Origin of the sequence: Streptomyces nitrosporeus (assembly GCF_008704555.1) — a bacterium.
Classification (GTDB): domain Bacteria; phylum Actinomycetota; class Actinomycetes; order Streptomycetales; family Streptomycetaceae; genus Streptomyces; species Streptomyces nitrosporeus.
This window is the reverse complement of the sequence record NZ_CP023702.1, coordinates 5731937-5746493: the sequence shown is the minus strand read 5'-3', so window position 1 is coordinate 5746493 and position 14557 is coordinate 5731937. Positions and strand designations below refer to the sequence as shown.

Genomic DNA, 14557 nt, shown 5'->3' with positions numbered 1-14557 from the left:
CGGCGGACGCCCGCCGCTCCCGGGAAGGGCGCGGCGGGCGTCGGCCGTACGGTGGGCGGTCAGCCCTGGCGGGCCAGGTCGGCGGCGCCGACCAGTCCCGCCTTGCCGCCGAGCTGGGCGGCGAGCACCTGGGCGTGCGGGCGCCACTCCCCGCCGATCAGCCAGCGCCGGAACGACTTGCGGATCGGGCCGAGGACCAGTTCGCCCTCGTCCGAGACACCGCCGCCGACGATGAAGGCCGACGGATCGAAGAGCGAGGCCAGGTCGGCCAGTCCGGCTCCGGCCCAGCGGGCCAGCTCCCGGAACGAGTCGACGGCGACCGGGCACCCCTGCCGGGCGGCCTCGCTGATGTGCTTGCCCTCGATGCCCTCCACCGTGCCGTCGCCGAGCGCCAGCAGGATCGTGGCGTTCTCGGGGGTGGCGTTGGCGCGCTGCTTCGCGTACCGGACGAGTGCGCGTCCGGAGGCGTACTGCTCCCAGCAGCCCTGGCTGCCGCAGCCGCAGAGGAGGCCGTCCGGGACGACCCGGATGTGGCCGAATTCCGCCGCCACGCCGAACCGTCCGCGGCGCAGCTTGTTGCCGATGATGATGCCGCCGCCGAGGCCGGTGCCGAGCGTGATGCAGATGACGTCGTCGTGGCCCTGGCCGGCACCGAAGCGGTATTCGCCCCAGGCCGCCGCGTTGGCGTCGTTCTCGACGACGACCGGGAGGCCGGTGCGCTGTTCGACCTTGTCCTTGAGCGGCTCGTGCCGCCAGTTGATGTTCGGTGCGAACAGGACGGTAGCCCGCTTGTCGTCGACGTATCCGGCGGCACCGATGCCGACCGCCTCGACGTCGTGCCCCTCGCTCGCTCCGGCCACGGCCGCGCTGATGGCGTCGACGATGCCTTCGGCCGTCGGCGGGGTGGGTACCTTGAACGTCGAGAGGATCTGGCCCTCTTCGTCGACCACTCCAGCCGCGATCTTCGTGCCGCCGATATCGACGCCGATGGTGAGTCCCATGAATCCCTCAGTTTCGGTCGAGCCCCGCTAAGGCCAACCGTACCCGAGCCGGAGGCCGGTATTTCCGGCTCGGGGTCAGTCCAGGTCGATGTGTTCGCCGCCGCCGGTGCCCTCGTCGCGCGGGCGCCGCTCCTCGCGGGGGCCGTCACCGCGGGGGTCCGAGGGGTCGGCGGCGGCCTCGCGGGCCGTTCCGGCGGCCTCCGGGGCGCCGGTGGAGGTGTCGGTGCCGGTGTCCCCCCGGGTCCAGCGGCTCTCCTGGCCCTCGACGGCGGAGCGGTAGGCGGCGAGGAGTTCGCCGCCCGCGGCGGCGAGGTGGTCGAAGACGCCGGGGTTGCGCTCGATGACGGGCCCGACGGCGGACCTGGCCTGCCGGATCACCTGCTGGACGGTGCCCTGGGCGGCCGCGCCCAGCAGCGGGCCCTGGAGCGAGGTGACCTTGTCGGCGACCGCGTCGAAGAGCCTGCGCAGCTCCTCGGCGGCGGATCCGGGCTGCGGCCCGTACTGCGCCTTCCGGCGGGCCTTCTCGGCCTGGAGGTCCTCGGCGCAGGCCTGAGCCCACGCGTCGTCGTCGGCGGGACGATCGGTGGCTTCACTCATGGCGGGCTCCTGCGCGCGGTCGCTGCGGTGGCCGTGCGGGCCAGGCCACCTGCTACCGACGTTACCCGAACGGGGGCCGGGACCGGGCCCGGTCGCCGGGACCGTTCACCGGGTACGCGGCCAGAGGTCCGGATCGGGGGTGAACCGGACGCGCAGCACCCCGTCGGTGAGGGCCGCCCCGGAAACGGTGCACCGGCGCAGCGCGGACTCCAGGCGCAGTGTCCGGTGGAACTCCCCTGCGGTCAGGAGGAGTTCGTCGCCCCGCCGGACGAGCCGGAGCTCTTCCCTGACCGCTCCGGGCAGCGGCAGGCACCAGGTCAGCAGCCGGCCGCCGTCCTCCGCCCGGCCGGTGTCCTCCGTCCACCACGGGTCGTCCGCCCGCCCGGGGGCCCGGTCGTCCACCGCGCAGTGCTCGCCGAGCAGCAGGAGGTCCTCCAGGCTCCGGGGGTCCCGTCCCAGGTGGGCGATCTCGGCCGGCGGGGCGGGGTCCGCGCGCCAGTGCTCCAGGCACGCGTCCTGGCGGGCGGCGAGGCCGGCGAGGAAGGGGTCCGCCGAGTGCCGGGGCAGGATCCGGTTGGCGAGGAGGGTGTCGGTGCCCAGTCCGTACAGGGCGAGTCCGGTACGGGCGCGGGAGAGCGCCTCCTCGGCGGCGGGCCCGGGTTCGGCGACCAGCCGTACGGTCGTCGAGCGGTCCCGCAGCAGGCCCTCGACGGCGGCCAGTTCGCCGTCCTTGCGGAGGGCGGCCTCGTAGAGCCACTGGGCGGGCATCGGGACGCCGGCTATCTGGGCGAGCATCGGGCGCAGGGCGCGGGCCGCCTGCCGCTCGGGCGGCAGCAGGCGGCGCAGGTAGCGGCGCAGCTGTCCGGGCAGGGCGAGCAGGGCGAGCGCCTCGGCCAGGGGCGGCAGGTCGACGACGAGGACGTCGTAGAGGTCCTTCGACCAGTCCCCGGCGGCGGCGCGGTGCAGGGTGTGCAGGAGGGCGAGCGTGGGGGCGCCGGGCAGTTCGGTGAGCTCCTCGCCGTCCATCCGGTGCGCGCCGAGCAGGTCGAGCACTCCGGACGCGCGGTCCTGGAGGGCGGTGAGCTCGGCGCGGAAGTGCGCGGCGGAGTCGGTACGGACGTGGTGGAGGCCGGCGGTGACCTCGACGTCCTCCCCGGCGGCGGCGCGGGGGAAGCCGGGGACGGGGTCCGCGGTGACCAGCAGGGTGCGCCGGCCGCCGCGGGCGGTGTGCAGGGCGCTCGCCGCGGCGAGCGTCGTACGGCCGGCGCCGCCGGGGCCCGTGACGAGGACCGTACGCACCGGGTCAGCCCCGGGAGACGGACTCGACGCGCTTCTTCAGGCCGGCCAGGGCGCGGTCGATGATGACCTTCTCGGCCTTGCGCTTGATCATGCCCAGCAGCGGGATCTTGACGTCCACGGCAAGCCGGTAGGTGACCTGGGTGCGGTCGCCGTCGCCCAGCGGCGCCAGCGCGTACGAGCCGTCCAGGGCGCGCAGCATCTGGGACTTGACGAGGGTCCAGTCGACCTCGTAGGGGCTGTTCCAGGTGTAGGCGAGGACGTGGTCGTCCTTGATCGCGCCGGCGTCCAGCACCAGGCGGACCTGCTCGGCGCGGCCCTGGTCGTCGGTGGCCAGGATCTCGGACTCCTTCACCTCGCCGGTCCACTCGGGGTAGCGGGCGAAGTCGGCGATCACTTCCATGACGTCGGCCGGCGCCGCCTCGATGGTGATGCTCGAGCTGGTGTGTTCAGCCATCGCCGTGGCCCTCCAGTGCGGTGTACCGGTCGCGTTCGGCAGTGACCTGCCGTGTGCAGGCTATCGCGTGCCCGTCCCGGCCCCGTCCACGCCCCGGGGCCTTCCCCGGCCGCCCGCCGTCCGCGGCTCCCGGGAACCGCCGCCCACCGGGTCCCGGCCGGTCCCGGAACGCCCGGCGGGGGCCGGGCGGCGGCTCCTCACCAGGTCAGGGCCCAGGGCCGGCCGGTCGCGGCGAAGTGGCCGACGTTGACGCACTCGGTGGCGCCGATCCGCATCCGGCTCGCCAGCGGCTGGTGGACGTGGCCGAAGAGCGCGTAGCGGGGGCGGGTGCGGTGGATGGCGTCCAGCAGGGCGCGGCTGCCCCGCTCGAAGCGCCGGGCCACCGTGTCGTAGGTCAGTTCGGGGACCTCGGGCGGGATGTGCGAGCACAGGACGTCCACCGGGCCGAGCGCCTCGACCTTGGCGGCGTACTCCTCGTCGCCGATCTCGTACGGGGTGTTCATCGGGGTCCGCAGCCCGCCGCCGACGAAGCCGAAGACGCGGCCGCCGATCTCGGCACGCTCGCCGTCCAGCACGGTCGTACCGGATCCGGCGTATTCGGGCCAGAGGGAGGGCACGTCGACGTTGCCATAGGTGGCGTAGGTGGGGGTGGGCATGGCGGCGAACATCTCGGCGTACTGCTTGCGTACCGCCCCCAGGACGGCGGCGTCGCGGTCGAGGCCCGCCCAGAGCCCTCTGCCGAAGGCCCGGGCCTCCTCGAACCGCCGCTCGGTGCGCAGCCGGACGAGGCGGCCGGTGTTCTCCGCGCCGAAGAGATCGGCGAAGATGCCGCGCGAGTGGTCGGCGTAGTCGATGAAGAGCACCAGGTCACCGAGGCAGACCAGGGCGTCGGCGCCGTCCCCGGCGCGCGCCAGCGCCTCCGTGTTGCCGTGCACGTCGCTCACCACGTGCACACGCGTGCCCGTCTTCCGGGCGGTGCCCGTATCCGGGTCCTGCGGTCCGCTGCCTCGCATGGAGGTCACCCTAGGTCTCCGGGACCGCCGCCGGTAGAGCCCGCCGGACCTGCGGTTACTCCCGGGCCGGGGCCCGCGTGCACTACTGTGCCGGTCAGGGCCGCAGGGATGTGTGATGCATAAGACATCTACCCCGGTCCCCCTATCCGGAACCGAGTACCGGTGGGTAACGTCCGGGCAGTCCAGTCGTGCTCACCCCACGGAGCACCTGCCAGTCTTGGACCGCATCCGGTGCGTCACACAGAGTCGTGGAACCGGAGCCCGATGAGGAGCAGCAGTCTTGCGCGAGTTCAGCCTTCCGGCCCTGTACGAGGTCCCCACGGACGGCAACCTGACGGATCTCATCCGCCGCAACGCCGCTCAGCATCCCGATGTCGCGGTGATGAGCCGCAAGGTCGCCGGTGTCTGGACGGACGTGGACGCCACGCAGTTCCTGGCGGAGGTCTCCGCCGCCGCGAAGGGCCTGATCGCGGCGGGCGTGCAGCCCGGTGACCGGGTCGCCCTGATGTCGCGCACCCGTTTCGAGTGGGTGCTGCTGGACTTCGCCATCTGGAGCGCGGGCGCGGTCACCGTACCGGTGTACGAGACCAGCTCCCCGAGCAGATCCAGTGGATCCTCGGTGACTCCGGCGCGGTCGCGGTGGTCGTGGAGAGCGACGCCCACGCGGCGTCCGTCGCCGCCGTACGCGACCGGCTCCCGGCCCTGGAACACGTGTGGCAGATCGAGAAGGGCGCGGTCCCCGAGCTCGCCGCGTCCGGCGCCGGGGTCCCGGACGGGACGCTGGACCTGCGGATGCGCAGTGCCAGGGCCGACGACCCGGCGACCATCGTCTACACCTCGGGCACCACCGGCCGCCCCAAGGGCTGTGTGCTGACGCACCGCAGCTTCTTCGCGGAGTGCGGCAACGTGGTGGAGCGGCTGAAGCCGCTCTTCCGTACCGGTGAGTGCTCGGTCCTGCTGTTCCTGCCGGCCGCGCACGTCTTCGGGCGCCTGGTCGAGGTCGCCTCGGTGATGGCCCCGATCCGGCTCGGCTGTGTGCCGGACATCAAGAACCTCACCGACGAGCTGGCGTCCTTCCGGCCGACGCTGATCCTCGGTGTCCCCCGGGTCTTCGAGAAGGTCTACAACTCGGCGCGCGCCAAGGCGCAGGCCGACGGCAAGGGCAGGATCTTCGACCGGGCCGCGGACACGGCGATCGCCTACAGCCGGGCCCTGGGCACCCCCCAGGGCCCGTCGTTCGGGCTGCGGGTCAAGCACCGGGTCTTCGACAAGCTGGTCTTCGGCAAGCTGCGGGCCGTGCTCGGCGGCCGCGGCGAGTACGCGATCTCCGGCGGCGCTCCGCTGGGCGAGCGGCTCGGCCACTTCTTCCGCGGCATCGGTTTCACGGTGCTGGAGGGGTACGGCCTGACCGAGAGCTGTGCCGCGACCGCCTTCAACCCGTGGGACCGGCAGAAGATCGGTACGGTCGGCCAGCCGCTGCCCGGCTCGGTCGTGCGTATCGCCGACGACGGCGAGGTGCTGCTGCACGGCGAGCACCTGTTCACCGGGTACTGGCAGAACGAGGCGGCGAGCGCGGAGGCGCTGGCCGACGGCTGGTTCCACACGGGTGACATCGGGACGCTGGACGAGGACGGCTACCTGGCCATCACCGGCCGCAAGAAGGAGATCATCGTCACCGCCGGCGGCAAGAACGTCGCCCCGGCCGTGATCGAGGACCGCATCCGCGGCCACGCCCTGGTCGCCGAGTGCATGGTGGTCGGCGACGGGCGGCCGTTCGTCGGCGCGCTGATCACGCTGGACGAGGAGTTCCTCTCCCGGTGGGCCGACGAGAACGGCAAGCCCGCCGGTTCGACGGCGGTGTCGCTGCGTGAGGACGCCGATCTGCTGGCGGAGGTGCAGCGGGCGGTGGACGACGGCAACGCGGCGGTCTCCAAGGCGGAGTCGGTGCGCAAGTTCCGTGTCCTCGCGTCCCAGTTCACCGAGGAGGCGGGGCACATCACCCCGTCGCTGAAGCTGAAGCGCAACGTGGTCGCCAAGGACTTCGCGGACGAGGTCGAGTCGATCTACCGCGGCTGAGCCGGAGGCGTCCGGCCGCGACGGGAGGGGGCCCGCACACGGTGTGCGGGCCCCCTCCCGTCGCTCACAGCAGTGCGGTGAGCCTCCGGGCGAGCAGGTCCCAGCGCCACTTCTCCTCGACCCAGGCCCGGCCCCGCTCCCCCATCCGCCGGCGGAGCCCGGGGTCGCCGAGCAGGGTGGTGATCCGGTCGGCAGTCTCCTCGGCCGAACCGCCGCGCACGACCCAGCCGGTCTCACCGTCGAGCACGGCGTCCGGGGCGCCGCCTGAGTCGCCCGCCACGACCGGCAGCCCGGTCGCGGACGCCTCCAGGTAGACGATGCCGAGGCCCTCGACGTCGAGGCCGCCGCGCCGGGTGCGGCAGGGCATCGCGAAGACGTCACCGGCGCCGTAGTGGGCGGGCAGTTCCTCCCAGGGCACGGGCCCGGTGAAGAGCACCGAGTCCCGCACACCGGTCTCGGCGGCCAGCTTCCTCAGCCGCCCCTCGTAAGGGCCTCCGCCGACGATCAGGAGGACCGCGTCCGGCTCCTTCGCCAGGATCGCGGGCATGGCCAGGATCAGCGTGTCCTGGCCCTTGCGGGGCACCAGCCGGGACACGCACACCACGACGGGCCGGTCCGCGAGGCCGAGCCGGGCCCTGACCCGGTCACCGCCCGAACCGGGGTGGAAGGTCCGCTCGTCGACGCCGGGCGGCAGCTGCGCCATGCGGCCCGCCGCCTCGGGGGTGAGCGCGGCGGCGATCCGGGAGCGGGTGTACTCGCCGAGGTAGGTGAGCGTGTCGGTGCCCTCGCCGATGCGGCGCAGCAGCTGCCGGGACGCGGGCAGCTGGGCCCAGCCCGCCTCGTGCCCGTGGGTGGTGGCGACGATCCGGCGGGCCCCGGCCCGGCGGAGCGCGGGCGCCATCAGTCCGAGCGGGGCCGCCGCGCCGAACCACACGGAGGTGCAGCCGTGTTCGCGCAGCAGCCGCACCGCCTGCCGGGTGGCGCCCGGGGTGGGCAGCAGCATCGTCGTACGGTCGCGTACGACGGTGAAGGGCTGTTCGGCGTCGAAGGCGGCGGTGGCCCGGGCGCCCTCCTCGCCGCGCTTCCAGGTGGAGGCGTACACGACGAGCTGTGCGGGGTCCAGACGCAGCGCCATGTTGTGCAGGAATGCCTGGATGCCCCCGGGGCGGGGCGGGAAGTCGTTGGTCACGATCAGGGTCTTGTCCATCGCCGCCGACAGTACCGGGCGGCCGTACGGCCCTGCCTGACGGCTCCCGCACCGGACCGGCCTGCATCATTGCGTCCATGACGGTGTGGACGGGAGCGGGCGGCCGGGGCGCGGCCCTCGCGGTATGGGCACTCACCCGGGCGGTGCTGCTGCTCTGGGTCTTCAAGGTGCTGGAGATGCCGGGCCTGGACGTCACGGTGGACGTCTCGGTGATCTACCGGAACTGGTACGAGGTGCTGCGCACCGGTTCGTACCCGCTGGACGACGTCACCTGGCAGTACCCGCCCGCCGCGGCGCTCGCGGTGGCCTCCCCGGCCCTGCTGCCGTTCCTGGAGTACGCGTCGGCGTTCTTCGTCTTGGTCCTGCTCTGCGACGCGCTGGTGCTGGCCCTGCTGCTGTACGCGTCCGGGCGGCCCGGCACCCGCCCGGCGGGGGCGTGGATGTGGGTGGCGGGGGTGCCGCTGCTCGGCCCGACGGTGTACGCCCGGTACGACCTGATGGTGACGGCCGTCGCGGTCGCGGCGCTGCTGGCCGGGGTGCGCCGGCCCCGGGTGCTGGGGGCGCTGGCCGCCTTCGGCGCACTGCTGAAGGTGTGGCCCGTGCTGGTGCTGGTGGGGACGGCGAAGGGCCGGGCCACCCGGCGCGCCTGGACGGCCGCCGCGGTGACGGCGGGGGCGCTGTCGCTGGTGGCGGCGGTGGCCATGCCGGGCGCGTTCGCGTTCCTGACGTTCCAGCGCGACCGGGGCCTGGAGATCGAGTCCCCGGCGGCGCTGGTCTTCCATGTGGCCCGGCAGTACGGCTGGCAGGGCGGGATCGAACTGCGTTACGGGTCCATGGAGTTCACCGGCCCGCAGGTGGCGCTGGTGAGCACCGTGGTGCTGTGGCTGAGCGTGCTCGCGTTCGGCTGGCTGCTGGTGTGGCGGCTGCGGGCCCGGACGTTCGCGGTGCACACCGCGGCGGACGCGGCGTTCACGGCGGTGCTGCTCTTCACCGTCACCAGCCGGGTCGTCAGCCCCCAGTACCTCGTGTGGCTGGTGGGGCTCGCCGCGGTGTGCCTGGTGTTCCGGGGCACCCGGATGGTGCCCTGCGCGTGGCTGGTGCTGGTGGCGACCGGGGTGACGGTGCTGGAGTTCCCGCTGGGCTTCGCGCACGTCGTGGCGAGCGACGCGCAGGGGGTGGCGCTGATGGCCGTACGCAACGGGCTGCTGCTGGCGGCGGCGCTGACGGCTTCGTGGCGGCTGTGGCGGGCGTGCGTGCCCGGACCGGGTGCCGGGCGGGACGCGGGGGAGATCAGCCCAGCCGCTCGCGCAGATACTCCCGCCAGCGCGCCGTGAAGTCCTCCGGGGTCGTGCCGAGCACGCTGTGCAGGGCGTGCTCCACCGCGCCGTCCCGGCCCGGGTGCGCCCCGACGGCCCGGTAGAAGGCGATCAGCTCTGCCTCGCCCCATTCACCGGCGATCAGTTCGCAGGCCAGCCAGCCGCCCTCGTAGGCCCGTGCGAGGCCCTCCGGGTCCTCGTCGAACGCGAAGTCCTCGTCCGCCGGCAGCCGGGCGGGCAGTTCGCCCCGCCGGACGGCGGCGGCGAGTCCGGGGGCGAGCTCCGGGGCGGTGCGGTTCTCGCGGCGGTAGGCGGCCAGGTCGGCGAAGCCCTCGGAGAGCCAGACGGGGGTGGCCGCGGTGGTGTCGGCCCGGGTCGCGACGTGCGTGGTCTCGTGGGTGAGGACGACCCGCCGGCCGAACTCGCCGAGCGAACCGTAGGCGGCGGGGTTGACGACGATCCGGTCCGCCGGCCGGCGGCGGCCGCCGCCGACCTCGCCGGTGGTCACCGCGGCTGTCCCCCGGTAGCTGGAGGCGGGTCCGTCGAGGAGGCCGGCCATGTCCTCGACGGACGCGGGGGCGAGCACCATCACCTGTCCCGTCCAGGGCCGCGGCCAGGACTCCCCGACGGCCGGGACCGCCCGGTCGGCGGTCTCCGCGAGGCGCCGCAGCTCCTCCTCCGGGCGCCCGACGCCCAGGACGAGGCTGTGCGCGCCGCGTACGACGTCGATGCCGCCCTGGTGCCACAGCAGTTCCGGGGCGCCCTCGGCGGCCCGTTCCCCCGCGATGTACCAGCTGTCGCCGCGCCGCACCAGTTCCAGGGTGCGGGGCGAGGTCACCGGGGCGCTGTCGTATCCCTCGATCCGGTGGAGCAGGTCCACCTCGGCCCCGGCCCGGCCGTCCCCCTCCCCCGTCAGATCCTTCACCCGGTACTCCCACGATCCGATCGGCACACCGGCCAGGTTGTCCAGCTCGGTGCGCTGCTGCGCGCGGAAGGCGGCCGCCGCCGGGTCCAGCGGGGCCAGGTATGCCTCGGTGTCATGGGCCAGGACGGCGGCGGCGCGCCGGTCCAGGACGACGCCCAGCTCTCCCGGGGTGAGGCCGGCGGGGGTACCGGCGGGCGCCGAGCACGCGCCGGCGAGGAGCAGTCCGGCGAGCACGGCGCCCGCCGTGCTCCCTCTGCGGGTGCGCTCCCGCCGCGCGTCCTGCGTCCGGACAGTCATCCAGCCGATCGTACGGTCACCCGCGGGCGGCCGGTGCCCCGGAGGGCGGGCCGGGGGACGGCGGCGCCCCGCCGGCGGCCCGAAGGCCGCCGGCGGGGCGGACGTCTGTGCGAACGTGCCCGTCAGGGCGTCAGGGGCGCACGCCGAACTGGAAGGAGCCGAGGTACTCCATCGACTCGTACCGGACGAACTTGCCCGGGTAGGGGGCGTGCAGCACCTGGTTGTTCCCCGCGTAGAGGCCCACGTGCGAGGTGTTGTTGAAGAAGACCAGGTCGCCCGGCTGCAGGGCGCTGCGGCCGATCCGCGGGCCGTCGTTGATCTGGGTGTACGTGGTGCGGGTGAGCTGGACACCGGCCTGGGCGTAGGCCCACTGGGTGAGGCCCGAGCAGTCGAAGGAGCCGGGTCCGGAGGCTCCGGAGACGTACGGCGTGCCGACCTTCGAGGCGGCGGCGGCGAGGGCCGCGGCACCGCGGGCGGAGGCGGAGACCTCGTTGCCGAGTTCGACCCGGTCGCTGGCGGCGCGGCTGGAGCGCTGCTCCTCCTGGGCCAGCTTCGCCTTCTCGGCGGCGGTGAGGGTGTTCAGCAGCTTCTGGGCCTCGGCCAGCTTGCCCTGGAACTTCTTCTTGTTCTCGCCCAGCGCCTCGCGGACGTCGGCGAGGTCACCCAGCTTGGCCTGGGCCTCCTTGCGCTGCTGCGCGAGGGCCCGCTGCTTGGACTGGATCTTCTCCAGCGACTCGGCCTGCTTGGCCGTCAGCTGGTCCAGGGCGGATGCCTGGTCGAGGAAGTCGTCCGGGTCCGAGGAGAGCATCAGCTGGAGCGAGGGGTCGAGACCACCGGAGCGGTACTGCGCGGTGGCGAGCGAACCCAGTTCGCCCCGCAGGGTGTTGAGCTCGTCCTGGCCCCGGGCGACCTTGTCCTGGAGCGCGTCGACCTGCTTCTTGAGCTTGTCCTGCTGCTCCTTGGCGCCGTTGTACTTCTCGGTGGAGACCTCGGCCTCGTGGTAGAGCTTGTCGACCTTCGCCTTGACCTCTTCCGTGGTCGGCTTCGGGTCGGCGTGCGCCGCCTGGGAGGACAGGGCAACGGCTGCGGCGGCGGTCGCGGTGAGCACGGTCACGCGGGTGCGGCTCGGCGGTTTGGGACGACGGTGGGACGCCACGAAGGCGAGCTCCTTCTTCCTCGAGCCGCCTACCGGGCTGGTGGGGGGAGCGGGTCCCCGGCTCCGTGCACGTCACGGACTCGGCGGTTCCTTCGCCGTCACCCCGGGTGGGCGATCAACCGTGCGAAGGTTTCGTGGCCTGACCCTAGTGACCATCTTGTGATCAGTTCAAATCCTCGCGGGAAAAAACTCGTCACACCAGGCACTTCTTTGCTTTCATCCCACAGCGTGTAGCGGTGGTTTGACGGACCGTTCCATGAAACCCGGCAAGCGCCCCATGCCACGCAAGACACGCTAGACGCGCGAAAGCCGCTTGAGGAGCAAGGCGGACGCGACGGGTCTGGCGCCGGCCTTCGCCACCCCGTCGGCCACCTCGCGGTCGGTGGAGACCACCACGACGGGTCTGCCGGGCGGTTCGGCACGTGCCAGCTGCCGGATCAGCTCGTCGGCGGTGACCCCCGCCTTGCTGAACAGCACCCGCACCCCGCGCGGCGGGGCCAGCAGTACCGGGGCGGCCAGCTCCGCCCCGTCGAAGACGCAGGTCATCTCGGCACCCGTACGGGCGGCGAGGGCCGAGAGGCCGCCCAGCAGCCTCAACCGCTGCTTCTCCAGGGGCATCTGGGGATACCCGGTCTTGGTGACGTTGTAGCCGTCCACGATCAGATGCGCCTGCGGCAGGGCGAGCAGCTGGTCCAGCAGTGCCGGGTCGGTCTCCGAAAGGGCCCTGGCCGCGATGTCCTTGGGTGACATCCGCCCCGGCTCCACCGCGTCGACGCTGTCCGCGGGGCGGACCGAGGACGGGGGCAGGGCCAGTTCACGGCGCAGTCCCTGGGCCGCGTCCAGGACGGTGTCCAGGAGCAGCCGCAGCCGCATGTCCTCCACCGAACGCCCCTCGCGGGCGGCCCGGCGGCTCGTCTCCAGGGCGGTCTCCACCTCGGCGAGCCGGGCCTTGAGCCGGCGGGACTCGCTCTCGGCGGCGGAGACCTGGGCGGCGGCCTCACCGCGTACGGTCTCGGTCTCCGCGCCCGCCTTGCGCAGGGCCGCCTCGCCGCGCTTCACCTCGTTGAGCGCGCTGCGCAGCTTGCGCTGGAGGGAGTCGGTCTCCTTGCGGGCCGCCTCCAGTTCGGTGCGCAGCCGCTCGGTCTCGGCCCTGGTCCGGTCGCGGGAGTGCGCGAGTTCCTCGCGCAGCCTCGCCAGCTCGTGCCGGGTCTCCTCGTCCGCCCGTTCGGCGTCGGCGCGCTGGACCTCCTCACCGACCGCCGCGACCAGCTTCGCCCAGCCGGCCGGCCGCAGCACGTAGGCGGCCGCGGCGACGTCCACCGGGTCGGCCGCGGCCGGGGGCGCCCCGGACTCCAGGGCGGCGGCCAGCTCCGGCTGGCTGCGGCCGAGCCGCTCGCCGATGCGCCGGCGGAAGACGGCGTCGCTCTCCAGGGCGGCCGCCATGGCGTTCCCGGCGAACTTGGCGCGCCGGGTCGGGGTGAAGCGGGCGTACTGCCTGAGCTGGGCGGGGAGTTCGCCGACGGTCAGCCCGCCGAAGGCGTCCGAGACCAGCGCGACGACCTTGCGGCGCACGCTCTCCGGCAGCGGGCGGTCGAGCGACTCCGCAGCGCCCTCGGCCGTATCGGCCGGTTCGGCGCCGCCTGCCGGCTGCTCCACCATCCATCACCCCAAAGTTGTCTGTCCGACCGCGGCTCTCAGGACTCGGCGCCCGGCCTGTCGACCAGCTCGATCTGGTCCACCGCGTTGCACCAACGGCACCGCACCGACTCGATGGTCTCACTGACCACCTCGCGCTCCTCGACACTCGACTCACCGGCCAGGTCGAGATGCACGTACTCCACGACCTTGGAGGACCGTGTCACGTCGAAGCGGGTCAGGTTGCCGCAGAGCGTGCAGCGCCAGCGGGTCGTCTCCGTCGGCTGGGGAACCGTAGTCATCCTTGCGTCCTCTTCCGTCGTCCGCCGGGCCCCGCGGGGCCCGGGTCGTCGATCTCGCGGTGCGCCGTCGAACTGCGAATGTCCTGCGGTAACCCTACGGCCTGGGCGCGCCACGCCGACACGGCGATGCGGTCCGTCCCGTTCTTCCCGGTACGTCATGCTCTGTACGTGACCGATGGGCGGGCGTCCGGCCGGCGGCGGTGGCCGGGGAGGACCCGGGCGGCGGCCGCTCCGGGCGGCGCCCCGGTCACGTACGGGCTGATCGTGCTGTGCGGCGCGGTCTTCCTGCTCGGCCCGGTCTCCGGGCTGAACCCCTCCTACGGCCGCTCCGCGGACGTCCTGCTGGCCGCCCGGGCCGGGTACTTCGAGCGCTGGGGGGTGATTCCCGGCGAGCTCCTGGACGGTTCCGCGCGCGCCGCCCTGACCCCGCTGACAGCGCTGTTCGTCCACGGCAGCTGGCTCCACCTGCTGGGCAACCTGCTCTTCCTGTACGTCTTCGGCGTGATGGCCGAGATCCGCATGGGCCGGGCGGGGTTCCTCCTCTTCTACCTCGGCTGCGGCTACCTCGCCACGGTCGTCCACGCACTCGCGCACGCCGGCTCCGGCCAGACGCTGGTCGGCGCGTCGGGAGCCATCTCGGGGGTGCTCGGGGCGTTCCTGTACCTGTTCCCCCGGGCCAGGGTCACCAGCCTCTTCCCGTTCCTCTTCTTCCTGCCGCTGCGCCTCCCCGCCCGGTTCGTGCTCGTCTTCTGGTTCGTCCTGCAGTGGCTGGCGGCGCGGGAGGCGGGCGACGGCCCGGGCGTGGCGTACCTGGCGCACGTCGCGGGCTTCGCCGCGGGCTTCCTCTGCGCCTGGGGACGCTACCGGGGTGGGGTTAGGGTGAAGACTCCAGCCACGGCCACCGAGGGAGAAAGCCAGCCGTGATCACCGCGATCGTGCTCATCAAAACCAGCGTGAACCGGATTCCCGAGATCGCCGAGGCCATCGCCGCGCTGGACAGCGTCAGCGAGGTCTTCTCGGTCACCGGCACGTACGACCTGATCGCCATGGTCCGGGTGCCCCGGCACGACGACCTGGCCGACGTCATCCCCGGCCGGATCAGCAAGATCGAGGGGGTCGAGGCGACCGACACGCACGTCGCCTTCCGTACGTACTCGCAGCACGACCTCGAGGCGGCCTTCGCCATCGGCCTCGACGCCTGAGGCCCCCGCCGGAAAGGGGGCCCGGCCCCTGCGAGCCCGGGGCCCCTTCCGTCCGGCGCCCCTTCCACCCGGGGCTC

General features: G+C 73.5%; 13 protein-coding genes and 1 pseudogene. 4 read left to right on the top strand and 10 right to left on the bottom strand.

The window, feature by feature from the left end; all coding sequences use genetic code 11:
• Positions 1 to 59 precede the first annotated feature (59 nt).
• The 5 genes from CP967_RS25335 to CP967_RS25315 all read right to left on the bottom strand — a co-directional run bounded on the left by CP967_RS25335 (position 60) and on the right by CP967_RS25315 (position 4364).
• Positions 60 to 1001 (bottom strand): ROK family glucokinase, encoded by a 942-nt coding sequence (locus CP967_RS25335; protein WP_150490185.1) that lies wholly within the window; start codon positions 999 to 1001, stop codon positions 60 to 62.
• A gap of 75 nt (positions 1002 to 1076) precedes the next feature.
• Entirely contained in the window at positions 1077 to 1598 is a 522-nt protein-coding gene (locus tag CP967_RS25330; protein ID WP_150490184.1) for a DUF5304 domain-containing protein, read from the bottom strand.
• Between the two features lie 105 nt (positions 1599 to 1703).
• Positions 1704 to 2897, bottom strand: coding sequence for an ArsA family ATPase (locus tag CP967_RS25325; RefSeq protein ID WP_150490183.1), 1194 nt, complete (start codon positions 2895 to 2897; stop codon positions 1704 to 1706).
• Positions 2898 to 2901: 4 nt separating this feature from the next.
• Entirely contained in the window at positions 2902 to 3351 is a 450-nt protein-coding gene (locus CP967_RS25320) for an SRPBCC family protein (RefSeq protein WP_150490182.1), read from the bottom strand.
• Positions 3352 to 3548: 197 nt separating this feature from the next.
• Positions 3549 to 4364, bottom strand: coding sequence for a metallophosphoesterase family protein (locus CP967_RS25315; RefSeq protein WP_150490180.1), 816 nt, complete (start codon positions 4362 to 4364; stop codon positions 3549 to 3551).
• 280 nt (positions 4365 to 4644) lie between these two features.
• On the opposite strand from CP967_RS25315, the pseudogene CP967_RS25310 reads away from it, so the two are divergent.
• Positions 4645 to 6440: pseudogene (locus CP967_RS25310) on the top strand (AMP-dependent synthetase/ligase).
• Between the two features lie 64 nt (positions 6441 to 6504).
• Here the strand turns inward: CP967_RS25310 and CP967_RS25305 are convergent.
• A complete protein-coding gene (locus CP967_RS25305; RefSeq protein WP_150490179.1) occupies positions 6505 to 7647 on the bottom strand; it encodes a glycosyltransferase family 4 protein in 1143 nt (380 codons plus the stop codon).
• Positions 7648 to 7724: 77 nt separating this feature from the next.
• On the opposite strand from CP967_RS25305, the gene CP967_RS25300 reads away from it, so the two are divergent.
• Positions 7725 to 8981 carry a glycosyltransferase 87 family protein gene (locus CP967_RS25300; RefSeq protein WP_150490178.1) on the top strand — a complete coding sequence of 419 codons (1257 nt, stop codon included), beginning with the start codon at positions 7725 to 7727 and terminating at the stop codon, positions 8979 to 8981.
• Here the strand turns inward: CP967_RS25300 and CP967_RS25295 are convergent.
• From CP967_RS25295 to CP967_RS25280, 4 genes are all read right to left on the bottom strand, one after another.
• On the bottom strand, positions 8938 to 10185 hold the full coding sequence (locus CP967_RS25295) for a hypothetical protein (protein WP_190175057.1): 1248 nt from the start codon (positions 10183 to 10185) through the stop codon (positions 8938 to 8940). The two genes, CP967_RS25300 and CP967_RS25295, sit on opposite strands and share 44 nt — an antisense overlap.
• 130 nt (positions 10186 to 10315) lie before the next feature.
• Entirely contained in the window at positions 10316 to 11341 is a 1026-nt protein-coding gene (locus tag CP967_RS25290; RefSeq protein WP_150490177.1) for a C40 family peptidase, read from the bottom strand.
• A gap of 294 nt (positions 11342 to 11635) precedes the next feature.
• On the bottom strand, positions 11636 to 12997 hold the full coding sequence (locus CP967_RS25285; protein ID WP_373300354.1) for an NYN domain-containing protein: 1362 nt from the start codon (positions 12995 to 12997) through the stop codon (positions 11636 to 11638).
• A gap of 38 nt (positions 12998 to 13035) precedes the next feature.
• Complete coding sequence (locus CP967_RS25280) at positions 13036 to 13278, bottom strand: hypothetical protein (protein ID WP_150490175.1); 243 nt, start codon at positions 13276 to 13278, stop codon at positions 13036 to 13038.
• 168 nt (positions 13279 to 13446) lie between these two features.
• Between CP967_RS25280 and CP967_RS25275 the strand changes: the two genes are divergently transcribed.
• Positions 13447 to 14202 (top strand): rhomboid family intramembrane serine protease, encoded by a 756-nt coding sequence (locus CP967_RS25275; protein WP_229888323.1) that lies wholly within the window; start codon positions 13447 to 13449, stop codon positions 14200 to 14202.
• On the top strand, positions 14199 to 14480 hold the full coding sequence (locus tag CP967_RS25270; protein WP_014045474.1) for an Lrp/AsnC family transcriptional regulator: 282 nt from the start codon (positions 14199 to 14201) through the stop codon (positions 14478 to 14480). Before CP967_RS25275 ends, CP967_RS25270 begins: the two co-directional genes overlap by 4 nt.
• Positions 14481 to 14557: the final 77 nt, after the last annotated feature.

Coding starts and splice junctions, on each gene's coding strand:
- CP967_RS25335 (WP_150490185.1), bottom strand. CDS start 1,001: ATGGGACTCACCATCGGCGTCGATATCGGCGGCACGAAGATCGCGGCT.
- CP967_RS25330 (WP_150490184.1), bottom strand. CDS start 1,598: ATGAGTGAAGCCACCGATCGTCCCGCCGACGACGACGCGTGGGCTCAG.
- CP967_RS25320 (WP_150490182.1), bottom strand. CDS start 3,351: ATGGCTGAACACACCAGCTCGAGCATCACCATCGAGGCGGCGCCGGCC.
- CP967_RS25315 (WP_150490180.1), bottom strand. CDS start 4,364: ATGCGAGGCAGCGGACCGCAGGACCCGGATACGGGCACCGCCCGGAAG.
- CP967_RS25305 (WP_150490179.1), bottom strand. CDS start 7,647: ATGGACAAGACCCTGATCGTGACCAACGACTTCCCGCCCCGCCCCGGG.
- CP967_RS25300 (WP_150490178.1), top strand. CDS start 7,725: ATGACGGTGTGGACGGGAGCGGGCGGCCGGGGCGCGGCCCTCGCGGTA.
- CP967_RS25295 (WP_190175057.1), bottom strand. CDS start 10,185: ATGACTGTCCGGACGCAGGACGCGCGGCGGGAGCGCACCCGCAGAGGG.
- CP967_RS25280 (WP_150490175.1), bottom strand. CDS start 13,278: ATGACTACGGTTCCCCAGCCGACGGAGACGACCCGCTGGCGCTGCACG.